Origin of the sequence: Arthrobacter sp. StoSoilB13 (genome assembly GCF_019977255.1) — a bacterium.
Taxonomy (GTDB): Bacteria; Actinomycetota; Actinomycetes; order Actinomycetales; family Micrococcaceae; genus Arthrobacter.
The window spans coordinates 2159425-2182515 of sequence record NZ_AP024647.1 but is presented as its reverse complement, the minus strand read 5'-3'; the positions used below and the strand labels follow the sequence as shown (position 1 = coordinate 2182515).

Genomic DNA, 23091 nt, shown 5'->3' with positions numbered 1-23091 from the left:
AGGTCACAACAAACTGCTGCCGAGTCAGCTTCAGGGAAGGCAAACGATGACGTTTTCGATCGGTGTTCTAGGTGTCGGGCAATTCGGCAGCCAGTTCGCGCACCTCTTCAAGCTCCACCCCGGCGTCAGTGCCGTCTACGTGGTGGATGAACTACCGGAGCGAGCTACGGCGGCTCAGGAACGCTGGGGCCTTGATGGCGTGTTGGGAAGTTTTGAAGAACTCCTGGAGTCCGACGTCGATGCTGTCGCCATCTTCACGCAACGGTGGACTCACGGACCCCTCGTCGAGCGGGCGCTGCGCGCCGGCAAGCACGTGTACTCCGCCGTGCCGATGGCGATCTCCGAAGCCGAAATCGAACGGATCATCCAAGCCGTGCGCGACACCAAGCTTGTTTACGCCATGGGGGAGACCAGCTACTACAACCCTGCAACAGTCTTCGCCCGCCAACAGCATGCCGCAGGGAAGTTTGGCCGGATCTTCTACACCGAAGGCGACTACGTCCACGACATGGACCTGGGTTTCTACGAGGCCTACCAGTACAGCGGTGGCGAACGGTGGAAGGAAACGGCGAGCTACCCGCCCATGCTGTACCCGACCCACGCCATCGGCGGCGTCCTCGGCGCAGTGCCAGCCCACGCCGTCAGCGTCAGTTGTATTGGGGTCAAGGACGATCGCGGCGATGGCGTCTTTGATAAGGACATCAGCATGTTCGCCAACGACTTCTCGAATGCTACGGCCTTGTTCGAAATGAACGACGGCGGTGCGATGCGCACCAACGAGATGCGAAGGGTCGGCTATCCCTCGCATCTACGCGAATCCCGTTTCCGCTTTTTTGGCACGGAAGCCAGTTTCGAGCAGCTCGCAACCACCACGGTGTGGCAGGACAAATCTTCTGTGCAAGACGTGTCTGAGCAGGTGGAGACGAAACCGACCATGTCCGCGGATGACCCGTCCCTGGCTGACGTCGCACCCGAACTGCGGGATGCCTTCATCTCAGGCCTGGCACCCGTGCACGACCAATCACGGCTTCCGGAAGAATTCCTCGGAGCGCCCAACGGACACGAAGGCAGCCACCAATTCCTGGTGGACGATTTTGTCACTGCGGTCAACAACCGGACCTTGCCGCCCGTGAACGCCTGGGTTGCGGCCCGGTTCACCTTGCCCGGCATCGTCGCCCACGAATCCGCCCTCCGCGGTGGCGAACGCCTTCCTATCCGCGACTTCGGCGACGCTCCCTCCTTGTAGCTAGCATTTACCTCATGACAACTTCGGCAGTACAAACCCCGCGCGGACCGGTTACACGCAAGGACGTGGCCCGGTACGCCGGGGTGAGTACCGCCGTCGTGAGCTATGTTGTAAACGGCGGGCCCAAGAACGTGGCCCCGGCGACGGAAGCCAAAGTGCGCGATGCCATCCGTATCCTCGGCTACCGTCCCAACGCTGCAGCGCGGGCTCTGAAGCTCGGCTCAAGCGAAACCGTGGGCGTGATTGTTCCCGACAACACCAACCCCTTTTTCTCGCAGCTCGCCCACGCTGTTGAAGATGCTGCGGCAGAACTTGGCTACGGCATGGTCCTCACCAACTCCGGCGGCAGCCTGGCCAAAGAGCGCCAAAACATCCGCAACCTTGCCGCACGGCAAGTGGACGGAGTGTTCCTGGCCAGCTGTGTGTTCGATCCCGACCTGACCGACCTTGAAGCCTCGGAAATCCCGTCGGTGTTGCTGAACAATGCCGGTTCGCCGCCAGGGTTCACCAGTGTAGGTGTGGACCTCGAAGCAGGCGCCCGGGCCGCCGTCGAGCACCTCATAGGCCACGGCCACACAAACATTGGCCTGGCCATAGGAACCAACACAGGTAACCAGCTCGACGGGCGTGAAGTGGGCTGGCTACGAACTTTGCGCGACGCTGGACTGCCGGATGGCCCCATGCTTCATGGCGAGTTCAGCAGGCCGGGAGGCTACGAAGTAGGCAAGCGCTTCCTCGCCATGGCCAACCGACCCACGGCAATTTTCGCCAGCAACGACATGCAAGCCATCGGAATCCTCCGCGCCCTCCATGAGGCGGGCGTTCGGGTGCCTGATGACATTGCCTTGGTGTCCTTCGACGGTTCCCTTGATTCCGAATACAGTTGGCCGGCGTTGACCACTGTGGCGCAGCCCGTTGAAGCCATGGCTGAAGCCGCTGTTCAGGCGCTCGTTGGGGAGGGCCGGGGAGAGGCACTGCAGCACAGCATCCTGCCCACCGAATTGATCGTGCGCCAGTCCTGCGGCTGCAAGTAAGCTTCCAACGTTCTCTCACATCCTGCCGTGTTGGTGCGGATGTTCTCTCACTTCCTGCCGTCTGGAGGGCGGATGTTCTCTCACTTCCTGCCGGTCGATGTGAGAGAGCGTCGGTCAAAAAGCGTCCCGATGTGAGAGAGCGTCCGTCAGAAAGACCTCCGATGTGAGAGAGCATCCGGGGGTTACGAGTCCATGTTGGCGTAGCGTTCGGGCCGGGCGAGTACTTGGCTGATCTGCGCCGTGCCCGCGGCCAGCGCGAGCCGGACCAACAGGAAACCGGCCGCAAAAACTCCACCGACGGTCAGGAACACCACAGGCCGGGTCAACAAGGCAGGACCCGCCAGTGGGAGAACCAACGCTGCTGCTGCGGCCGCAGAGATGCCCGCCACCAGGAGCAACGGCGACATCACTGCCCTGACGCGTGCAGCCACCATAAGTTTCTGCGGCATCCCAACCCGGTCCAGGGCGACGAGGGTGGAGGCGCGGTCGAGCACGGCAGCGGCCTGGTTCACGCCCGAGGAACAGGCCACCATCAGGAATGAGCCCAGCAGGGTGATCATCACGCCGGTGTTGATATCACGCACCAGCAGCGTGGTTTCATCCGACGTGCTGCCGCCCATCGTGTCCGCGACCGCCATGCCGACGCCCACGAACACTCCCACAAAACTGGTCATCGCGACGCCCCCAACTTGTCGCCACGATTCCTTGGGACTTTCCAGGACCGTGCGGGCAGCGAGCAGTTGTTCGGGACGCCTTGCCCTCTTGAGCTGCGACGACGCCTGCAGCCGTAACACCCACGGCCCCATCAGATTCAGTGCAAGCAGCGCCAGTCCGAAGCAGCTGCCCATGACGGCGATGATCACCAGAAACGCGCCCAAGCTGCTGAGCATGCCCATGGCCACAACTCCGAACACCACCACCACAGCCGCGATGACACCGCGGACCCAGTGGGCGCCGTCGGCCGTTTGCCTGGTCCGCACGCCCAGCGGCGTCAGTACCACCTTCCGCAGGCCAAGCGCAGCGCTCGCTCCGGCAAGCACGCAAACCGCCAGGATACAGGCCAGGATGGACGGCACGGACAACCAGGCATGGCTGCCGATCGCCTGTCCACGGAACTGGATCAGCCCGAGGAACGGCGCCGCGCAGGCGTACAGTCCCGCGCCCGCCACGGCCCCGATTGCCGCCAGGATTGTTGACTCCATGATCGTCATCCACATGACCGTGGCACTGCTGGCGCCCAAGAGGCGAAGGGAGGCCAAGCGGTCATCACGACGACGGGCGGCGAGTCGCGCTGCAGAGGCACCGAGCGTCAGCAGCGGAATAACGAGCAAAACCATGGCGACGACGGCCAGCGCCTGGTAGGTGCCCGCGATGTCATCAGACCAGGACCAAAAAACTTGGGAACCGCCGGCCACCGTTAAGAGAAGTGCCGTGACGGTGCCGAACGCGAGAACAGGCAACCCGGCGTCGCGCAGTTTGGTTTGGTGCAGCCCGGTTTGACGAAGGCTGCTGCCCCGGGAAAGGTACGGGGCGAGGCGAAGGGCAAGGGCAAGGCTAGACATTGAACGCACCCTTGAAGTCAGTAGCGGCAGGAACCGGCTGGCTGGGAGCGGCAACAGCACAGCCAGTGTCCGCTACGATTCGGCCGTCACGCAGCTCAACGACGCGCTGGCAGCGTGCTGCCACGTTGGGATCGTGCGTGACCACCAGCAGTGTTCGGGCATTGGATGCGACGGATTGAAGCAACACGTCCAGAACTTCACTTGAGGTAGCGGAGTCCAGGGCACCTGTGGGTTCGTCGGCGAAGACGATGCGTGCCCCTGTGACCTGGGCCCGGGCGATGGCCACCCGCTGGACCTGCCCGCCGGACAATTCACCGAGCCTGCGCTGTTCCATGCCGGCCAGGCCAAGGGCCGCCAGCCACTCCGCGGCACGGGCCTCGGAGGTAGTCCGATCGGTGCCGTTCAGCATCAGCGCCAAAGCCACGTTCTCAAGGGCGGTCAGTTCCTGGAGCAGCATGCCCTGCTGGAAGACGAAACCGAATTCCTCCCGGCGGAGACGCGAAAGCGCCCCATCTCCGAGGGAATCCAACCGGATCGGTCCGGCCGCCGAGCTCAAGGTGACCGTACCGGCGTCGGGCTTCAAAATCCCGGCCAGGCAGTGCAGAAGGGTGGTCTTACCGGAACCCGACGGCCCAACGATTGCAATGGATTCACCCGCGATTGCGGCGAAGTCCACGTGGTCGAGGGCGATGTTGCCGGGGTAGTGCTTGGTGAGTTGCTGGGCGTGGAGGATGGCGTTCATGAATCCAGCATCCCCAAAGGCCCCATCCCTCGGCGTCAGCCCACTGGTTGAACTCCCCGGGCAGGCCTCCACCCGCGGTATGAGAGCCTACTTGGCCTGGACGTCCGCGATTCTCAGCTTTGCAACATTCTCGGCGAGTACGCGGCGGGCATCCTCACCCAGGTTCGAATCGGTGATGAGCTCGTCGGCTTCTTCCAACTGGGCTATGGAGGCTATGCCCACTACGCCCCACTTGCTGTAGTCGGCCAGGACCACAGTGCTGCGGGCTGATGCCATGAACGCCCGGTCCGTTTCGGCCTCGAGCAGGTTGGGGGTGGTGAAACCGGCTTGTGCGTCCATGCCATGGACACCAAGGAACAGGACATCCAGATGAAGCTGCTTGAGCGAGGACGTCGCAATCGGCCCCACCAACGCGTCCGACGGCGTGCGCTCGCCGCCAATCAGGATGACGGTGGAGCCGAACCGGGCCGGCCCTGATGAAGACCCATGATGGAAGAGATCGGCAATCCGCACGGAGTTGGTGACAACTGTGATCCGGGGACCATGGACGAGCTCCTGCGCCAACGCCCATGTGGTGGTTCCTGCGCTGAGCCCGATCGCCATGCCTTCGTGGACCAGCGAGGCGGCCTCGACCGCAATGGCATGCTTTTCCGCGGTCAGCTGTGTGGACTTGAGCTCAAAGCCGGGCTCGTGGGTGCTGGCATCGCCGGGAAGTTTGGCGCCGCCGTGGATGCGTTCCACCCGGCCGGTTTCCTCGAGGGCTTCGATATCGCGCCTCACGGTCATGGGAGAGACCCCCAACAGCTGGGCGAGGTCCGATACCCGCACAACGCGCTCGCGCTGGACGGCATCGATGATGGCGGAGTGGCGTGCTGCCTGAAGCATCAGGGCCTTTCTGGAGAGCCTCATCAAACATGAGGCTGATTCTGGCTCCAGTCTAGGACGCGACGCTGCTGCGGGGTGGCAAATGCCGTCGCGGCGCCGTCACGATCCTTTTGAACGCACGACGGCGCCGCTCACCGTGGGAGGGGAGCGGCGCCGTCGACGAGTGGGACCCAGGGACGCTACTTACGCAGCGATTCCGCGATCTGGGTCATGATGCCCGGGTCTGCCAGAGTGGTGGCGTCGCCGGTGTCGCGGCCTTCTGCGATGTCCTTCAGGAGGCGGCGGACGATCTTGCCCGAGCGGGTTTTCGGCAGTTCCGGCACGATCAGCAACTGCTTGGGTTTGGCGATCGGGCCGATTTCCTTGCCCACGTGGTTGCGGAGTTCCAGGATGGTCTCTTCACCGTTGTTGACGGCGTCACCGCGGAGGATGACGAACGCGACGATCGCCTGCCCGGTGGTCTCATCGGCGGCACCAACCACGGCGGCTTCAGCGACGGAGGGGTGCGAGACGAGGGCGGACTCGATCTCCGTGGTGGAGAGGCGGTGGCCGGAGACGTTCATGACATCGTCCACGCGACCCAGGAGCCAGACGTCGCCGTCTTCGTCCTTCTTGGCGCCATCGCCGGCGAAGTACATGGTGTCGAAACGGGACCAGTAGGTGTCTTTGAAGCGCTCCGGATCGCCCCAGATGCCGCGAAGCATTGAGGGCCAGGGTTCGCGGACCACGAGGTAGCCGCCTTCGCCGTTGGCCACGGACTCGCCGGTTTCGTCCACCACGTCCACGGCGATGCCGGGCAGCGGAACCTGTGCGGAGCCGGGCTTTGTGGCGGTGACGCCGGGCAGCGGGGCGATCATCTGCGCGCCGGTTTCGGTCTGCCACCAGGTGTCCACGATCGGGGCGGGGTGTTCCTTCTTTTCGCCGTTCTTGCCGGCGTTTCCGCCGATGACTTCGCGGTACCACATCCACGCTTCGGGGTTGATGGGTTCGCCCACGGAGCCCAGGACGCGGATGGAGGACAGATCGTACTTGCCCGGGATCTCCCGTCCCCACTTCATGAACGTGCGGATGGCCGTAGGGGCGGTGTACAGGATGGAGACTTTGTACTTCTCCACGATTTCCCACCAGCGGCCCTGGTGCGGGGAGTCCGGGGTGCCTTCATACATGACCTGGGTGGCGCCGTTGATCAGCGGCGCGTAGGCGACGTACGAGTGGCCGGTGACCCATCCGACGTCGGCGGTGCACCAGTACACATCCGTTTCAGGGTGGAGATCGAACACAGCCTTGTGCGTGTACGCGGTCTGCGTGAGGTAACCGCCGGTGGTGTGCAGGATGCCCTTGGGCTTGCCGGTGGTACCGGAGGTGTACAGGATGAACAGCGGATGTTCGGAGTCATGCCCGACGGCGGTGTGCTCGGTCGCGGCCTTGTCAACGGTGTCGCTCCACCAGAGGTCGCGGCCTTCCACCCAGTTGACGTCCTCGCCATTGCGCTTGACCACGACGACGTTGTTCACAGAGTGCCCGCCGGTGTTTTCCATGGAGCTGAGTGCTTCGTCCACGGCTGGCTTCAAGGGGCTGGGCTTGCCGCGGCGGTAGGTGCCGTCCGCGGTGACCACGAGCTTGGCTTCGGCGTCCTCGATCCGGGACCGGAGCGCGTCAGCGGAGAAGCCGCCGAACACCACGGAGTGCACGGCACCGATCCGGGCGCAGGCCAGGAGCGTGATGACGGCCTCGGGGATCATCGGCAAATAGACGGCCACGCGGTCGCCCTTGGCCACGCCGAGGGATTCGAACGCGTTCGCTGCCTTCTTGACCTCTTCGGTCAGCTCCGCATAGGTGTACGTGCGCGTATCGCCGGGCTCGCCTTCGAAGTAGATGGCAACGCGGTCTCCCAAGCCGTTCTCCACATGGCGGTCCAGCGCGTTGTAGGCAGCGTTAACCTCACCGCCAACGAACCACTTGGCGAACGGCGGATCCGACCAATCCAAAGGCTCGCCGAAGTCTTTGTCCCAGCTCAACAGCTCACGGGCCTGCTTGGCCCAAAACGCGGGACGGTCCGCTTCGGCCTCTTTATACTCATCGGCAGTAGCCACGGCGTTCGCGGCAAACTCAGGTGATGGCGGGAACTTACGGTTCTCGTGGAGCAAATTCTCGAGAGCCTCGACGTGCGGTGCCCGACCGTTCTGCGGCGTCGACGCTGCAGCGGTGGTCGTGGATCCGGTGGTGTCCTGGGACATGGTGAACCTCATCATTCATCGATCTTTGCTGCGCGGACGCCGCCGGCTAAGTCCGCACTCCAGCCGTGAGCCGTTGTAGTGCGTCCCGCGGAGGATCCGCAGAGTGCTGTCCGTCTTCAACATTATCGCTTCGGGAGGTCCTACGTGTGCGTGGTCACAAATGGGTCAGCGAGCGGTACGGATTCGGCGACGAATGGCTGTTTTGGCTGTCAGGAAACGTTTACATGACGACGATTGGCAACGCTTGTTTGTAAGGAACCTTGGAGTTTCCTGTGGACGGCGCAGCGTGGCCGATTTCAGCTAGAAGACTGTCAGTGGCGTGGCATAGGCTGAATAAGTCTTGGGACGCATCGTCAGGTGTGCCCGGTTTTCCGCGGAAACCCTGCGGAAAATACCGGTCCGGACTGTCCAAGGCGCCGCCGTACGAAGGAGAAATAGATGAACCAGCTGAGCCCAGGCCCGCACGACTCACACCCAACGGGACCGGACACCGCGGCTGGAAAGGCGAACGACGCCGGTACCACCACTGCTGCGAAGTCCGCCTCAGGCGCACCCACCAAATACGAGGCGGTTGCCGGCCCTTTCACCATTCGTGACCTCACGGTTTTCGGTTCTGTACTCCTGATGTTCATCGCCTCGCTGCTGCCCATGTTCGGTGGCCGCTTCAACCTGTGGAACCTGGACAACCTTTTCTTCCTGCTCCTGGGAATCATCCTGCCGGTAGTGGTTGTGGCGCTTTTCGTTGCGCGTCGGCTGCAGCCCGGGACCATTGTCCGCGTCGGTTCGCTGTCGATTGACCAGTTCGCTTCCGTGACCGCTGCATTCGCCGTTGCGCTGTTCTTCCTAACGATCGCCCAATCCTTCAACGGCAGTGTCCTGCTGGGCCTCGTGGGTTCCCTGGGGCTGCTGGCGGCCACCGTTCTGGCCCCGCATCTGCCATTGCTGTCCGCTGATTTCAAGGGCCGCGCTGAAACGCCGGCCCACATTGTTGCCCGCCAGGCAGCGATTCCCACCCGTAAACCCGCTGCCCCGAAGCCTCCCAAGGAACCCAAAGCGCCGAAGCAGGCCAGCGGTCTCTCGACGCCGGGCTCCCAAGCAACGGGGTATCAGGCACAGAGTGCAGGTTCTGCCGGTTCCCATCCGTATGCTCCCCCAGCCGGTGCGAGCCCCTACGCTCCGCCAGCCATCTCCGGCCCCGCTGCTCCGGCCCCAACTGGTGGGCCCGCCGTCGTGCATTCGGCTGATGCTGCGCCCGCTACGGAAGCTCAAGCTGCCGCCCCAACCGCCGCAGCCCCGGCTGGATCCGGGTCGGCCGCCCAGGCGTCACCGGCAGAGCCTTCACCGGCCGAGCCCGACGTCGTCGTGGAAAACCCGGTCGTGGAAAACCCGGTCGTGGAAAACCCGGTCGTGGAAAACCCGGTCGTAGGAAACTCGGGAGAACCGCAGTCGCCGACACAGGCACCGGCCACTACCCAGCACGCCCAGCAACCGGCTGCCCAGCAGCCCGCTGCCCAGCAACCGGCCTCCCAGACGCCCGGCAATGACCGCGGATGGGCTGCCACCATGGCCACGCCTATCGTGTCCTCGAATACCCGTTCCGTGAGCGACTCCATTGGTGCCACCGTGGATCCGTCCAGCCGACCTGATGACTCCGGGTCCTCTCCTGCATATGAAGCCTTCTGGTTTGCCGTAGCCCAGCCCCGAACTGCCTATGACGAACGGACAGGTGCTCCGGCCTTCACCATTGAGCCGGGCGGTTGGGTTCTCGCGCTCGAGGACCGTGGCGACGAATTCCTGGTTCAGGACACCGATGGCAAAGTTGGGGTCCTGCGGGAGCTCAGCAATATCGAACGCGGCTGAGACCGACGCTGTGGCCATCGCTGAAGCTGGTTCCCTGCTCGCCCTGAAACGGCGGGCACGGAAGATCAACAGGATCCTGGCAGACAAATACCCTTATGCTCACGCCGAGCTGGATTTCCGGAACCCGTTTGAGCTTGTGGTGGCTACGGTCCTCTCAGCCCAGACTACGGACGTGCTGGTCAACCAGGTCACCAAGATCCTGTTTGCCCGCTACCCTGACGCCCGTGCCTTGGCGGAGGCGGACCCTGCTGAGCTGGAATCGATCCTGCAGCCCACTGGTTTCTTTAGGGCAAAAGCCAGGAACGTCCTGGCTCTTAGTACCCGGTTAGTGGACGAGTACGACGGCGAGGTTCCGGGTCGCCTTGAGGATCTGGTGACGCTTCCGGGCGTCGGGCGGAAAACAGCCAACGTGGTCCTCGGGAACGCCTTTGGTGTCCCCGGAATTACTGTTGATACGCACTTCGGGAGGCTCGCACGCCGTTTCGGGTGGACGGTATCCGATGATCCCGTGAAGATCGAATTCGACGTCGCTGAGCTCTTTGAGCCACGCGACTGGACCATGCTTTCGCATCGCGTGGTCTTCCACGGCCGGAGGATATGCCACGCTAAGAAACCGGCCTGTGGAGCGTGTCCGGTCGCCAGCCTCTGTCCCAGCTATGGCGACGGCGAGACGGACCCTGTTAAGGCTGCAAAGTTGTTGAAGTACGAGCTCGCGCCCGGCAACGAGGCCCTGTTGGAGAAGTTGCTCGCCGAGACGCACAGGGCGGCGGAGATCCGGATGGAATCACAGAGGAGGCCCGGGTGACCGCGTTTGAGGACCTTGCCACGTTAGTGGCGCGCTTTGAAGCCGGCGAGCAGCAGCATTCTTCCCATTGGTCGCAGTTGCCCGTCACGCCGGAAACCAATCGCGCCGCAGCCGTGCTGATGCTCTTTGGTGTGCTGGACAACATCCCGGCAGAATCCGGACGCCCCTTTGCGCCAGCGGACCTCGACGTCCTCCTGCTTGAACGGGCGCACACCCTGGACGACCATCCAGGCCAGGTAGCGTTTCCGGGCGGGAGTGTGGATCCGGAGGATGATTCCGTCGTGTCCGCCGCCTTGCGTGAGGCTGTGGAAGAGACCGGGCTGGACGTCAGTGGGGTGAAGGTGCTGGGCGTCATCCCCGAGCTCGGGCTGATCCGCAGCAATTTCCGGGTGACACCCGTACTTGCCTGGTGGGACTCGCCATCACCCGTTCGCGTGGTCGATTACGCTGAGTCCGCCCAGGTGTTCCGGGTACCGGTCCGGGATCTCCTGGACCCCGTCAACCGGGTAACCGCCACTCTTTCCCGCTTCGGCCGGACTTTCAGGAGTCCGGGTTTTACGGTCAACGGCGTCGTGGTCTGGGGCTTTACCGGGATGGTACTCAGCGGTTTGTTCGACGAACTGGGATGGACGGTCCCCTGGGACCAGGAGAAGCTGTACGAGATCGAGCTTTAGCAGCTCCACCGCAGGCGCCGTTCAGGCTGCCCGTCGGTTCGCCGTCGAGCGGTCTACGATCAGCCCTGTTGCGGCGTTTTCACGCACTGCATTAATGCCGTCCACCACGCCTTTGAGATGTTTGAACGTTGGTGACTCCGCTACAACCGTTCCGTCCGCCGCTGTAAGGCGAAACCGGTACGAGCCGTCGCTGTCTTTGAGAATTTCGAACCTGCCAGCCATTTTGTGCTGTCCCCCTTGATGCTTCCTTGCAACAGTCGTGGGCCGGTGTGCCGGTCCCACCTAGAGAACGTATCCAGAAGCCGGCGGGAAAGGAAGTTACTTGGCGGTACTGGTCATGGAATTGTCATGCACCATCACACTGCGGAATGTGACTGGCTTGTTCTGAGGGTGGCAGCTAATCTGGGCCGCTCTCTACTCCGTCGACGGCGAACGGGCGAAATGATCAACTTGGCAGCATTCGGCGAGGCTCGGGGATAGGAGAGCTGTGCAACGCTGCATGGAGGCTGGCCTCGGTCTCGACGAGCCGACGCAGTTCCATGCTTTGAAGGGCCTCGACATCCAGGGGCTCTACACCGGGCATTTCTGCGAGGCTTTTAATCCACGCCTGGCCAGCCACGCTGTCGTGTTGTTCCCCGAGGAGACGCTGCAGGACCATCGATGGTTGGATGATCGCCGTGGCGCCCGCACCCAGGACCTGGGCCACAGCCTCCACGGAATACCGCAATACTTTGATGTCCTTTCGCGCGCCGTGGAGCACTTCGTTGCGTTCCGCTTCATCAGGATGCCCGTTTTCCGCTTCCAGGCTTCGTTTCGTACTGTCCAAGCTCTTTTGGACCGTCTCCCAACGCGGCTGCAGGAGTTCTGCAACCTCGAGGAGACTGGGATGGTTGTCAATCTCCCGTGCCGCCGAGTGGGCCGTTCCAGGAAGCAGGGCTTGCCGGGTGGCCCGGACGATTCCCTGCCAACGCTTTCCGGTCCCGATGCGGGTAGCCATTTCGTTGCTGCCGGCCAGGAGCTGATTCACGGCTTCATGGAGTGCTTCCGGCGACAACCAGGCTTCTGACGCGTCCAGCCATAGCGCCGTACGCTGGGACAGAACGTATGCGTCGCGGGCTTCGCCGAGCGAGCGAGCCAGCCACCGGACGTCCCGGCCCGTGGCCTCAGGGACGTCAGGGAGAACGGATTTGTAGCAGGAAAGGACAGAACGGAGCCGCCGAAGGGCCAGCCGGGCACCGTGGACCGCCTCCTGGTCAGCAGCGCCAACCAACGGCAAGCAGCCCTCCAGCTCAGCAAGTTGTAAAGCGATGTACGAATCCACGGAATCACGCACGTCCGAACCCACGTGGCCAGTTTCCCCCGGACAGCCGGGGCGGACAAGCGGGCGCCTACTTCGCTTTGTCGTAAGAATCGACGACGGCGACACTCACCGGGAATTCGACCGGAATCCGGCCGAACATCAGCTCTTTCGCTGCGTTTGCGGACTCCTCGATCGCCTGGATACAGGCTTCTACGGCTTCTTCCTGGGCATGGACCATTACTTCGTCGTGGAGGAAGAAGACGAGTTCCCCTGAGGGTAAGCCTTCGGCATCCAAGGCCCGCAGCCGTCGTCGTAATTCCGCCAACCAGCAGGAAGCCCATTCCGCGGCCGAACCCTGGACCACGAAGTTTCGCGTGAAGCGGCCACGAGAGCGCGCCAGGTTGTCGGCCCCGCCGCTGCTCCTCGGCCGTGGTGGACTGTTGGCTCCGCAACCAGCCCTGGGACGGGGGTGGGCTGCTTCGTCCCAAACGAGTGGTGACGGTCCTGCCTGCCTCGCCTTCCCTGGCTGCTTGCTCCACAAAGCCCACCGCTCGCGGATACGTCCGTGCCAGTTGCGGCATGAGCCTGCCCGATTCACCGGTGGTGGCGCCGTAAATGGCGCCGAGGAGCGCAACCTTCGCCTTGGACCGATCCCCGCCGAACCCTTGTGCTGCTATGCCTGCGTAAAGGTCCTTGTCGCGTGCGGCCTCGGCCATTTTTGTGTCCTGGGCGAGCGCTACAAGGACGCGGGGTTCCAGTTGGGAGGCATCGGCGACGATGAGCTTGTGGCCAGGGTCCGCACGGACTGCGGCCCGGATATTTCGGGGAATCTGCAAGGCACCTCCGCCGCGTGAGGCCCATCTTCCGGACACCACGCCTCCCACCACGTACTCGGGATGGAACCGGCCATCCTGGACCCAGGCATCCAGCCAGGCCCAACCATTCGCGGTGTGCAGGCGGGAGAGCTTCTTGTACGCAAGCAGAGGCTGGATCGCAGGATGTTTGGACTCCTGAAGCTCCCATTGCCGGGTGCTTTTGACTTCGATTCCGTTCCGATGAAGGGCCCGCATAAGGTCCTGAGGGGAGTCCGGGTTCAGCCCTGGTGATGTGAGGATCTCCCGTAGCTCGTTGCACAGCATCTCAAGTGCCGGGGGCCTGTGGCCAAGTGGCGGACGAGGCCCCAGGACGTCGGCAAGGATTTGCTCGTGCACCTCTTCCCGCCATGGAACACCGGCGTGCTGCATTTCCACCGCAACGATTGCACAGGCGGACTCGGCCGCGAGCAGCAATTGCAGGCGTTGCTTTCGTTGGTCGTCTGCGGGGACCTGGGCGATCGCGTGCTGTTGCGCAGCAAACTGTTCCCGCAGTTCAGCCAGCCCCGGACTTTTGGACGTCGGGGTGAAGTCGTCAAAGAGTGCACCTTGATCGGCGGGCGGGGGTGGGGGCTGCAGTGCCCGGGGCGGCGTTGAATCGTCGTCCTGCGTCAGCTTTTCTGCGTTCTTTGCGTAGTCTGTGTGCGCCGTGAAAGAGGAGTGCGCCAGGATAGCTCCGCAGAGAACGAGGTCGTGGCAGCGTTCCAGCTTCACGCCGTTCCTCAGGAGCTCCGGGTAGAAGTCCTGCGCGCGATGCCACACCCAGCGGGGCCGCTGGCTTTCCAGTTCACTAACGACGCCGGGCAACTCACCTCGCGTGACGACGCGGGGGTCGGTGGTGGCCTTCCCCGTGGGAGAGACTCTTTGTATGGCTGCGCCGTCCGGATGGGCGGCGAGCAGCAAATACATGGTTTCCATTCTGCCCTGTGGGAATACACCAACTGTTCCTCCACACCCCTTGTTTGGGCCGGTTTGTCCACATGGGGCGTTTGAGAGCTTATGTTCCAGGGTTCGACGCCGGGAAAGTGGCTTCATGAGCAAGCGACATCTTGGGCACAGACGGTCCGGCAACGAACTCCCGGGGCAGGCTGCGGACGATTCCTGGATGCCGGGGGAAGCTGCCGATATCCTCCTCGTCACCGGCGACGCCTATCTTCAGGAGGAGGCGCGAAGAATCGTCGCTGCCGCAGGTGGCAGCCTCCAGTTGGCTGCCGACGTCGGAGCCGCAATGCATGGCTGGGATGGGGCCGACGTCGTCCTGGTGGGCAGCGACATCCGCGAGTTGCCGCCTCGAAGACAGGCGCCCACTGTGTTACTGGGCAGGTCTGTTGAGGGCGATGGTTTGTGGCGGCTGGCTGCTGCCCTGGGCGCAGAGCGCGTAGCTGTCCTGCCCGAGGCCGCAAACTGGTTGGCCGAGTACTTGAGTGTGTCCGCTTCGCCGGAACCTGTCGGGTTTGTTGTCGGGATTGTGGGCGGCTGCGGCGGGGCTGGAGCCTCCACCACAGCAATTTGGCTTGCCCAGGCAGCGGCGGGCCACGGCGTCAGCACCATCCTGATGGACGGAGATCCCCGGGGCGGCGGCCTGGAACTGGCAATCACCGTTCAAGAGTTGGCTGGCCTGCGCTGGCCGGACTTCGCCGAAACGCGGGGAAGCATTGATCCTATCCAATTCAGGGACTCCCTGCCGGTGGCCGGCGGCTTCGCGTTCCTGTCCTGGCCGGGCACACGTGAAGCGTTCACAACACCGGATGCCGGTTCTGTGGCCGCTGTCCTGGATGCCGCGCGACGTAGTTTCGAACTCGTGGTGGTGGACATTGGCCGAAGTGAGGACTGCCTGCGAACCTTTGCGTGGGACTGCGAGAGGATCCTGTTGATGACCACAGCCCACCTGAAACCGGCTGTTGCCGCAGCACGCATCCTCAATGAGTTGCCACCCCTGGATACGGGATTGGTGGTTCGGGGTGGTGGCCCTTCTGCCGTTGATGCGCAACTCATTGCCGAATCGTTGGGACTGCCGCTGTTGGGGATTCTTCCGGAGATTCGAGGAGCAGCCGCAGGGACCGAACTCGGTCGGCTCCTTGATCTGGGGCGTCGCAAGTCCGTGAACCGGTTTGCCCGGGGCGTGCTGGAATTGAACGGCATGGTTGAATGACCCGTCAGGACAGAAGCGCGCAAACCTTCACCCGGGCACCCTTCACCGCGGGCCGCCGGAGTCACAGCCGTCGGTTGGACTCAGTCCTTCTTGAAACCGTACGGGAGTCTGTCCTCTCGGGAAACGGGCCAGTAACACCCTCCACTGTTGCGGCCGCCGTACAGGCCAGCGGCAAACTGTTGGGTACCGCCGGAGCGCTGGAAGCCGCAGAATCCATCAATGCTGAATTGAATGGCCTGGGGCCCCTGCAGCAGCTTGCGCACGATCCCTCGGTCACAGACATCTTCGTCAATGGCCCCCAGTCCGTCTGGCTCGACCGGGGACGCGGCCTGGAACGGTCCCCGGTGCATTTCGATTCTGAACAGCAAGTCAGGGCGCTGGCCGCAAGGCTGGTCTCTGCAGGTGGTCGACGGCTGGACGACGGCTCTCCCTGCGTAGATGTCAGGCTCAAAGGCGGCTATCGCGTGCATGCAGTTCTGGCGCCGATATCAACCGCCGGGACTCTGTTATCGATTCGAATTCGACGCGAAGAAACCTTCACAATGGCTGAACTGCGCGAAGGTGGCATGTTCGATCACCACATCGAGGCTCTACTCCGCGCGATTGTGGAACGGCGCCTCAGCTTCCTGGTCAGCGGTGCCACGGGATCAGGGAAGACCACACTCCTGTCCACCATGCTTGGGCTGTGCCACCCGTCCGAACGATTGGTATTGATCGAGGATGCCGCCGAACTCAACCCAGTCCACCCGCACGTACTCACGCTCGAATCGCGCCATGGAAACCTTGAGGGAGGTGGAGCGATGGATCTTGGCGAGTTGGTACGTCAAGCCCTTCGTATGCGTCCGGACCGGCTCATTGTGGGGGAGTGCCGCGGCGCCGAAGTCCGCGAGTTGCTCACCGCGCTCAATACCGGTCATACAGGCGGTGGAGGAACGATCCACGCCAACACGGCGGAAGCAGTTCCGGCACGACTGACAGCCCTCGGCGCGCTCGCAGGGTTGAACGCCGAGGCCGTAAGGCTGCAGGTCTCAAGTGCATTGGACGTTGTGATTCATGTGGAACGGACGCCTTCGGGCCGGAAAGTAGGCTCGATCGGTCTGCTGAGTGACTCCTTGCATGGCCAACGAGTAGTGACTGCACTGCAATGGAGCCCCGAAGGCCTGGTGCATGGACCAGCGTGGGCGGAGCTGAGTTTACGGCTTGCTCCTGGACTATCCGGGGAGGCGGACTTATCTTTACAGGGCCTGACCGTCGGCTCGGACGTGCCCGCAGTGACGGGCCTGGACTTGTGATCCCCACCCTGGTTCTAGCACTGGCGTTGGCGGCATTGCTCCAGCTCAAGCCGCCCCAGGCAGGCAGTCGCCGAATGCGGGCGAGACTGGCCAAGCCCCCACCCCTGAGCGGGACCGGTGTTCGGAAAGAGCACGCAACACCAGGAGCGGGCAAAAGGCCGTGGCGCCGGCTCTGGCGGACTAAGGTAGAACCCCTCTCCCTGGTGGTGCTGGTGCAGCAGCTCGCTGCACTCCTGCGAGGAGGACGCGGACAATCGCAGCTTTGGGAAGAATTATGGCTCGTCCACGGCTCGGGACAGGGTTTGGAGGCCCAGGCGAGGACTACAACCCACCGTCCGACCCCGGGAATCTCAGTGGAATCGGCCAGGGTGCTGGCTTCAGCGCGGGCAGCCTCAACCATTGGAAACTCCCCAGCAGAGGCCATTCGCAACACCTCCGCGAAGGTCTATCCCGGCCGGGGAAGCACAGAACGCCGCATCTGGATGGAATTGGCTGCATGCCTCGATGTAGCCGAAACCAGCGGCTGTCCACTCGCAGAGCTCCTCACCCGGTTCGCAGCACAGCTCGAGGCTGAGGAGGATTCTGAAGCAGCGCGTCAAACTGCCCTCGCTGGACCCAAAGCCACTGTGAGGCTGTTGTCCTGGCTCCCGGTCCTTGGCTTGGTACTGGGGATGGCCCTCGGAGTGGACCCGTTGGGAATCCTGCTGGGTAATATCCTCGGAGTGGCCACTCTGGTCAGTGGCCTTCTGCTGACCGTGGCAGGGCGTGTGTGGTCCTCCCGACTCGTCGCTTCAGCGGTAGGGGCCACATGATGCTGTCTGCGCTCGTGGCTGTACTGGCTCTGGCAGCGTTTGTGGGATTCGCCAGGCCGGCAGGTCTTCGAAACCGGATGTACGCAAGTTTGGCCGAGGACCCCAACTCCAAGGACGACCCCAGCCTTCAACCGGAGGCCGCCACTGCCGGGGACGGGCTTCGCGACACGGCGATGATGCTGGAACTCGTAGCTTCCATGCTGGATGCAGGTGCCGGAATCGGGCGGGCACTGGAACTGATTTCCCTTTGTGCCGCACCGAAAATCAGCCAGGATCTCCGTCCCGTCGTCGCTGCGCTGGCCATTGGGGCCGACTGGGAGGCTGCCTGGCGAAACCCTACGCGGCGTCAGCCCGAGGTAGCGCGCTTGAAGGATGCTCTGTCTTTCGCCGCATTGACCGGTGCGCCCTCGGCTTCCATTCTTTACGCCCAAGCAGCTAGGGAACGCCGCGAGCAATTCCGGGCCGCTGAGAAGCGAGCTGCCGCCCTGGGAGTGAAGCTTGTGGTTCCCCTGGGCCTTTGTTCCTTGCCGGCCTTCATTTGCCTGGGAATCGTGCCCGTCCTCATTGCCATGCTCCCGGCTGGATAAGGGAAGGGCATCAGCGCATGCGCGTCTCTTCCTCGACAGGCCTCTCTCTTCCTCCACAACCAGTCCCAGCGGGTCTTTATCCACTTGGATGAACCAGGGGCTTCAGGGGCGGCCCGAGTCAGGGAAGAGTCGATGTCACCCGGCAGACCTGCCGGATCATTTGAAAGGAACACACTATGGAAACTCCCTCGAGCACCCTCCCCGCCCGGCGCTCCGGGCGACGGAACGGTTCGCGTGCGCTGACGCCAACTCCGGCGGGTGTTGCATCAGTGGGAAATGGCAGCGGTCAGGATGAGGCGCCACAAAACAAGAGTGGCAACCGCGCGGGTGTGCAGTTCGGGATTGAACAGAATGGGATTGACCGGCGTGGAATTGACCGGCGTGGGATGGAGCAGTTGGGGATCGAGCTGTTCAACCCAGTAGAACCTCACGGCCAGACCGCAATCCCGCGGTTGGACAACCAACGGGTTGGGACAGCTTGGACCAGCAATCGGACCAACTACCTGCGCTGGCGTACACCCAGCGGAATCCGCCGACAGGCCAGCTCGAAGCCGAACAGCCCCAAGCAGACCACTTTCAGCCAGACAAGGCAGAACACTCTAAGCCAAACCATCCCTATGCGGACCCCTTTCAGGCAGACGACCCTCAGGCAGACGACCTTCAGGCGAACCCCGCTCATGGGGTCCGAAGGCGGAATGGCGACGGCGGAATACGCCATAGCAACGCTAGCGGCCGTGGGGCTCGCTGGTTTGCTGGTGGTTATCCTTCGGAGCGAGGAAGTGCGGGGCTTCCTGCTCAACCTGGTTCGCACCGCGCTGTCCTTGCCATGACCTCGTTGGCGCCTTTCCCAATCAAGCTGGTGCCTATCCCAATCAAGCTGTCGCGTCTCCCTATCAAGCTGGCGCCTCTCTCAATCAAAACGCCCGCAAGGCAGAAGCAACGTGGTGCCGTAACAGCTGAGTTCGCAGTCGCTCTGCCGGCGGTGATTTTGCTGTTCGCCTTCTTGTTGGCTGCCGGTGCAGCAGGGATAACGCAACTGCGGTTGGAGGAGGCGGCCAGGGCCGGTGCTCGAAGCCTTGCGCGGGGTGAGAGTTCCGGCGAAGTGCAGGGCATCGTCAGGCGCTTGGCGGGCGAGGGAGCCGCTGTGGGGGTGGCAAGCGACGGCGACTGGGTGACTGTGACAGCCTCCGCAGCGGCAGGAGGTTCGCTGGGCTCACTGATCCCTTGGACGTTGACGGCTTCGGCGTCTGCCCGCGGTGAAGCAGCTGGGGCATCTGTTCGGAGGGACTCTAGCGACATGCCGGGAGCCTCGTCGGTCGGTGCACCGCAACTGGCTTCACCCCAACTGGCTTCACCCCAACTAGGATCACCGCCACGGGCATCACCGCGGAACATGCCACCGGGGGATACTGCCTCACGGGTTGCGGCGAACCCTTGGATTCCGTTGTGAGCGTGCGCTGCCTACCACTGCTGCGAACCCTCAAGGGGCGTCCTGTAGCGTCAAACCCCGAGCAAGGATCCGGCACAATTCTGGCTCTAACACTGGGGTTTGTAGTCTTGGCGTTGCTTGCCGGGCTGCTGCTTCTTGCCCAAGCGGGGGTCATGGCGTCACGGGCTGCGTCGGCAGCAGACCTGGCAGCTCTCGCTGCGGCCGATGCCGCGCGTGGAATAGCCTCGGGTGATCCTTGTGCCGTGGCGGCCGGCGTGGCAGGCCAGCAGGGTGCCACAGTGACAGCCTGCGACGTCGTCCGGGGCGAAGTGGTGGAGGTCGCCACCGAACTGGAACAACCGTTCCTCTTCGGCAGGGCTACAGGCAGGGCGCGGGCTGGGCCCCCTCCTTAACCGAGCGGGCTGGGACGTCGTGTTGGTTGGGACTGCCCCAGGCTAGACCGCATCTTTCAAGAGGACATCCAGAAGTGTGATGGCGGCTGCCTTGTCCAGTGGGTTGTTCTTGTTGCCGCATTTTGGCGACTGCACACAGGACGGGCAGCCGGCTTCGCATTCGCACGCCTTGATGGCCTCCCGCGTGGCTGTAAGCCACACCTTGGCCTTCTCAAAGCCGCGCTCGGCAAAACCGGCGCCACCGGGGTGCCCGTCGTAGACGAAGATCGTTGGTACCCCAGTGTCAGCATGCAGGGCGGTGGAGACACCGCCAATGTCCCAACGGTCGCTGGACGCCACCAGCGGAAGGAGGCCGATCGCCGCGTGTTCCGCCGCATGCAAAGCGCCGGGGAACTGCGCTTCCACCAGACCGGCACCATGCAACGACCTGTTGTCCACAACGAACCACACCGCTTTGGTAAACAGGTCCCTTGCCCCGAGATCGAGCGGCTCCTCGCCCAGGATCTCGTTCGATATCAATGCCTTGCGCTGGAAGGAAACCACTTGGGTTGTGACCTTGACGTCCCCAAAGTGCGCCGTGATGTCGCCCCACTGAACCGAACGCAAGGTTTCCAGGACTTCGATCTGCGTTACGTCCCGGGCTGTGGTGTAGAAATCGGGGTTCACGCGCCTCACTATGACGCAGTGGTCGGCCTCGTTGAGTTCCTCCACCAGGTAACTGTCCCCCTGATGGACATAGATCGCTCCGGTGTGGGCCTGATAGTGCGTTTGCGGCGAGTCCATCGTGCCCAAAAGGGAACCAGTCCCGGCGTCGACGATGCTCACGGGTCCGCCACCGTCGGCCCGCAGATTTACCATTCCGGCTGCACTCTCCGGATGGGTCCAGAACCATCCGGCCGGGCGTTTGCGGAGATACCCCTGCACGACGAGCCGGTCAAGGAGGCTTTCCGCTGTGGGCCCGAAGAGTTCGAGCTCAGACGGACCTACGGGCAACTCCGCTGCTGCGGCGCACAGGTGAGGTCCCAGGACGTACGGGTTTCCCGGATCAAAGACTGTGGCCTCGACCGACACATCGAAGATGGCTTCCGGATGGTTCACAAGGTATGTATCCAAGGGGTCGTCGCTTGCCACGAACGCCGCTATGGCATCCTGGCCAGCTCTTCCTGCGCGTCCAATCTGTTGGAAGAGCGAGGCCCTGGTCCCGGGCCAGCCAGCGACCAAAACCGCGTCAAGCCCGGAGATATCGATGCCGAGTTCCAAGGCAGAGGTACTGGAAACCCCCAGCAGCTGTCCGGACCGCAACGCCTTTTCCAAGGCACGCCGTTCTTCAGGCAGGTACCCGGAACGGTAGGCCGCCACGCGGCTGGGCAAGCTGGGATCCACCTCGTCCAGGAGCCGCTTGGTGATGGACGAAATCGATTCAGCACCGCGCCGGGACTTGATAAAGGCAATGGTCCGTACCCGCGAGGAAACAAGGTTTGCCAGGATATCGGCTGTTTCGGCCACGGCAGTCCGCCGTTGCTTCGCTCCGTTTTCGCCCTTGACGTCTGTCAAGGCTGGCTCCCAGAACGCCACGGTTGTAGAGCCATGTGGAGAACAGTCTTCGGAAACTTCCCTCACTGGAGCACCGATGAGCCGTCCGAAGGAGACAGCGGGCTCGGAAGCAGTGGCAGAGGCGGCGATGAATACGGGCTCAGGGAAGGAGCTCCCGGCGCCGTAGTAGGCGCAGATCCGGCGAAGGCGCCTCATGAGGTTGGCTACGTGTGAGCCGAAAACACCCCGGTAACTGTGCGCCTCATCCACGATCACATAGCGCAGCCTGCGGAAGAACCGTGCCCACCACGCGTGGTTGGGCAGAATGCCAAAGTGCAGCATGTCCGGGTTTGCCAGGATGAAATTGGCATGGTCGCGGATCCAACGGCGAGACGCGACATCGGTGTCGCCGTCGTATGTATCTGCTCGAACCGTAGGGAGCTTCAGGGCACGGATGGCCGCCAATTGGTCGGCCGCCAGTGCCTTCGTGGGGGACAAATAAAGTGTCACGGCACCGTCGTCGTGGATCTTTCCGGGCTCGGACAATACCCGCAGCTCCGAGCGGTGGATCGCGTCCAGTGCGGGTAGTTGGTAGGCGAGCGATTTCCCTGAGGCGGTTCCCGTTGCGATCACCACATGCTGTCCCGCCTGGGCGAGGTTGGCGGCCTGGACCTGGTGTCGGTACGGTTCGTGGATGCCAAGGGAGCCGTAGGCCTGGACGATGTCCGGGTGCACCCATTCGGGCCACGGTTCGTTGACGGCTTTGCGGGCAGGGATGGTGTGGACATGGCGCAGCTGCTCCGGGTCCGGGGTCCGGCCCAGCAGGGAGATCAGCGAATTTGGTGCAGCCACCAAATCATTCTGTCACTCTGCGGCGGCGCCTACGGCGGCACCCGAAGGGACCGGCGTCGACGAGGGCCGTTAAACAAGCGTTTTCACGCTACGGAAAGGTCCGAACCCTCACCGGTGCTCACTGACATCATCAGAACGTGGCACACAACGTCCCACCCCAGATGGGAGTAGAGCTTCTGGCCGTCCAAGGAGGCGAGGAGGAGGCCGTTTTGGACGTCGTGCTCGAAGGCCCTGGGCGGCAAGGGCCTTCATGATGAAGCTACCCAGGCCACGCCGCTGAAAGGCAGGCTCAGTAACGATCTTGTCGAAGACTGCAGTGCCGTTCACCACGAACACCCGGCCGCTGGCAGCAACTTGCTCTCCCGAGTGGACCACCGCGTGGTGGACTCCGTTGGATTCTGAAGTGGCAAGTTCCAGGTCGTCATCCGGCAGCCAGGGATCCTCGGCGTCCTGGGTTTCCATGTCCACGATCATCATGGTCTGGGAGGCCGAGTTGACGTTCAACCCATGCTGTTCGGCCAAGTACTTATAACGCTGGACGTCATTGGTGAGTATCGTCAGAATCCGTGTCTCGGCTTCCGCGGTCTTCGCTGCGAGGGCGGCAAACTCTTCGTCGGACGGATCATGGGCGAAGTACTCCCAGTCACCGGTTTTATCGGCGCGCAGCGCGGCAGGGAAGCGTCCCTCTTGACGTGACTCGTAGCCCCGGCAGCCGGACCAGCCGGCCACCCAGACTTCCAAGAGGTGCGCGATGTCTTCAACCAAGGCGTCTGGACTCATGTAGAGAGACTATGCCAGCGCCCG

General features: G+C 63.1%; 19 protein-coding genes and 3 pseudogenes. 12 read left to right on the top strand and 10 right to left on the bottom strand.

Translation table 11 applies throughout. The features are described 5' to 3' along the window. Window positions 1-46 precede the first annotated feature (46 nt). Both LDP01_RS10175 and LDP01_RS10170 read left to right on the top strand, forming a co-directional pair. Window positions 47-1246 carry a Gfo/Idh/MocA family protein gene (locus LDP01_RS10175; RefSeq protein WP_224088854.1) on the top strand — a complete coding sequence of 400 codons (1200 nt, stop codon included), beginning with the start codon at window positions 47-49 and terminating at the stop codon, window positions 1244-1246. A gap of 14 nt (window positions 1247-1260) precedes the next feature. Next, the gene (locus LDP01_RS10170; protein WP_224088853.1) at window positions 1261-2280 is read left to right on the top strand and encodes a LacI family DNA-binding transcriptional regulator; all 1020 of its coding nucleotides are present in this window, start codon (window positions 1261-1263) and stop codon (window positions 2278-2280) included. Window positions 2281-2462: 182 nt separating this feature from the next. Here the strand turns inward: LDP01_RS10170 and LDP01_RS10165 are convergent, their stop codons facing one another. The 4 genes from LDP01_RS10165 to acs all read right to left on the bottom strand — a co-directional run bounded on the left by LDP01_RS10165 (window position 2463) and on the right by acs (window position 7706). Beyond that, window positions 2463-3842, bottom strand: coding sequence for an FtsX-like permease family protein (locus tag LDP01_RS10165; RefSeq protein ID WP_224088852.1), 1380 nt, complete (start codon window positions 3840-3842; stop codon window positions 2463-2465). Continuing rightward, on the bottom strand, window positions 3835-4584 hold the full coding sequence (locus LDP01_RS10160) for an ABC transporter ATP-binding protein (protein ID WP_224088851.1): 750 nt from the start codon (window positions 4582-4584) through the stop codon (window positions 3835-3837). The genes LDP01_RS10165 and LDP01_RS10160 overlap by 8 nt, the downstream gene beginning before the upstream one ends. A gap of 87 nt (window positions 4585-4671) precedes the next feature. Then, on the bottom strand, window positions 4672-5469 hold the full coding sequence (locus tag LDP01_RS10155; protein WP_216927051.1) for a DeoR/GlpR family DNA-binding transcription regulator: 798 nt from the start codon (window positions 5467-5469) through the stop codon (window positions 4672-4674). A 179-nt stretch (window positions 5470-5648) separates the two neighbouring features. Beyond that, the gene (gene acs / locus LDP01_RS10150; protein ID WP_224091157.1) at window positions 5649-7706 is read right to left on the bottom strand and encodes an acetate--CoA ligase; all 2058 of its coding nucleotides are present in this window, start codon (window positions 7704-7706) and stop codon (window positions 5649-5651) included. 438 nt (window positions 7707-8144) lie between these two features. Here acs and LDP01_RS10145 point away from each other — a divergent pair, with 438 nt between their 5' ends. The 3 genes from LDP01_RS10145 to LDP01_RS10135 are packed head-to-tail and all read left to right on the top strand — an operon-like array spanning window position 8145 to window position 11045. Continuing rightward, complete coding sequence (locus LDP01_RS10145; RefSeq protein WP_224088850.1) at window positions 8145-9566, top strand: hypothetical protein; 1422 nt, start codon at window positions 8145-8147, stop codon at window positions 9564-9566. Between the two features lie 10 nt (window positions 9567-9576). Beyond that, complete coding sequence (gene nth, locus LDP01_RS10140) at window positions 9577-10371, top strand: endonuclease III (RefSeq protein WP_224088849.1); 795 nt, start codon at window positions 9577-9579, stop codon at window positions 10369-10371. Continuing rightward, on the top strand, window positions 10368-11045 hold the full coding sequence (locus LDP01_RS10135) for an NUDIX hydrolase (RefSeq protein ID WP_224088848.1): 678 nt from the start codon (window positions 10368-10370) through the stop codon (window positions 11043-11045). The genes nth and LDP01_RS10135 overlap by 4 nt, the downstream gene beginning before the upstream one ends. A 21-nt stretch (window positions 11046-11066) precedes the next feature. Here LDP01_RS10135 and LDP01_RS10130 read toward each other — a convergent pair whose 3' ends face one another. The 3 genes and pseudogenes from LDP01_RS10130 to LDP01_RS10120 form a co-directional block, all read right to left on the bottom strand. Further along, on the bottom strand, window positions 11067-11267 hold the full coding sequence (locus LDP01_RS10130) for a YegP family protein (RefSeq protein ID WP_223934443.1): 201 nt from the start codon (window positions 11265-11267) through the stop codon (window positions 11067-11069). A gap of 223 nt (window positions 11268-11490) precedes the next feature. Next, window positions 11491-12390 (bottom strand): CHAD domain-containing protein, encoded by a 900-nt coding sequence (locus LDP01_RS10125; RefSeq protein ID WP_224088846.1) that lies wholly within the window; start codon window positions 12388-12390, stop codon window positions 11491-11493. A 43-nt stretch (window positions 12391-12433) separates the two neighbouring features. After that, window positions 12434-14126 (bottom strand): annotated as a pseudogene (locus LDP01_RS10120) (bifunctional 3'-5' exonuclease/DNA polymerase). A 124-nt stretch (window positions 14127-14250) separates the two neighbouring features. Here LDP01_RS10120 and ssd point away from each other — a divergent pair. From ssd to LDP01_RS10100, 4 genes are read left to right on the top strand one after another with little or no spacing between them, the layout of a single operon-like run. Continuing rightward, entirely contained in the window at window positions 14251-15369 is a 1119-nt protein-coding gene (ssd, locus tag LDP01_RS10115) for a septum site-determining protein Ssd (RefSeq protein WP_224088844.1), read from the top strand. Continuing rightward, entirely contained in the window at window positions 15366-16661 is a 1296-nt protein-coding gene (locus tag LDP01_RS10110; protein ID WP_224088842.1) for a TadA family conjugal transfer-associated ATPase, read from the top strand. The genes ssd and LDP01_RS10110 overlap by 4 nt, the downstream gene beginning before the upstream one ends. Further along, window positions 16658-17473 carry a type II secretion system F family protein gene (locus tag LDP01_RS10105; RefSeq protein ID WP_224088840.1) on the top strand — a complete coding sequence of 272 codons (816 nt, stop codon included), beginning with the start codon at window positions 16658-16660 and terminating at the stop codon, window positions 17471-17473. The genes LDP01_RS10110 and LDP01_RS10105 overlap by 4 nt, the downstream gene beginning before the upstream one ends. Beyond that, window positions 17470-18060 (top strand): type II secretion system F family protein, encoded by a 591-nt coding sequence (locus tag LDP01_RS10100; protein ID WP_224088838.1) that lies wholly within the window; start codon window positions 17470-17472, stop codon window positions 18058-18060. Before LDP01_RS10105 ends, LDP01_RS10100 begins: the two co-directional genes overlap by 4 nt. 266 nt (window positions 18061-18326) lie before the next feature. Here LDP01_RS10100 and LDP01_RS10095 read toward each other — a convergent pair whose 3' ends face one another. After that, window positions 18327-18491 (bottom strand): hypothetical protein, encoded by a 165-nt coding sequence (locus LDP01_RS10095; RefSeq protein ID WP_224091194.1) that lies wholly within the window; start codon window positions 18489-18491, stop codon window positions 18327-18329. Window positions 18492-18725: 234 nt separating this feature from the next. Here LDP01_RS10095 and LDP01_RS23950 point away from each other — a divergent pair. From LDP01_RS23950 to LDP01_RS10080, 3 genes and pseudogenes are all read left to right on the top strand, one after another. Then, window positions 18726-18890 (top strand): annotated as a pseudogene (locus LDP01_RS23950) (DUF4244 domain-containing protein); the annotation flags it as partial. Further along, a complete protein-coding gene (locus tag LDP01_RS23725; RefSeq protein WP_346658882.1) occupies window positions 18887-19510 on the top strand; it encodes a TadE family type IV pilus minor pilin in 624 nt (207 codons plus the stop codon). The pseudogene LDP01_RS23950 and the gene LDP01_RS23725, both read left to right, overlap by 4 nt. Window positions 19511-19512: 2 nt before the next feature. Continuing rightward, window positions 19513-19902 carry an Rv3654c family TadE-like protein gene (locus tag LDP01_RS10080; RefSeq protein WP_497946958.1) on the top strand — a complete coding sequence of 130 codons (390 nt, stop codon included), beginning with the start codon at window positions 19513-19515 and terminating at the stop codon, window positions 19900-19902. A gap of 42 nt (window positions 19903-19944) precedes the next feature. Here the strand turns inward: LDP01_RS10080 and sftH are convergent, their stop codons facing one another. Continuing rightward, window positions 19945-22287: a DNA 3'-5' helicase SftH gene (sftH, locus tag LDP01_RS10075; RefSeq protein ID WP_224088835.1), complete on the bottom strand. Its 2343-nt coding sequence runs from the start codon at window positions 22285-22287 to the stop codon at window positions 19945-19947. Between the two features lie 83 nt (window positions 22288-22370). Beyond that, window positions 22371-23067: pseudogene (locus LDP01_RS10070) on the bottom strand (GNAT family N-acetyltransferase). Between the last annotated feature and the right edge of the window lie 24 nt (window positions 23068-23091).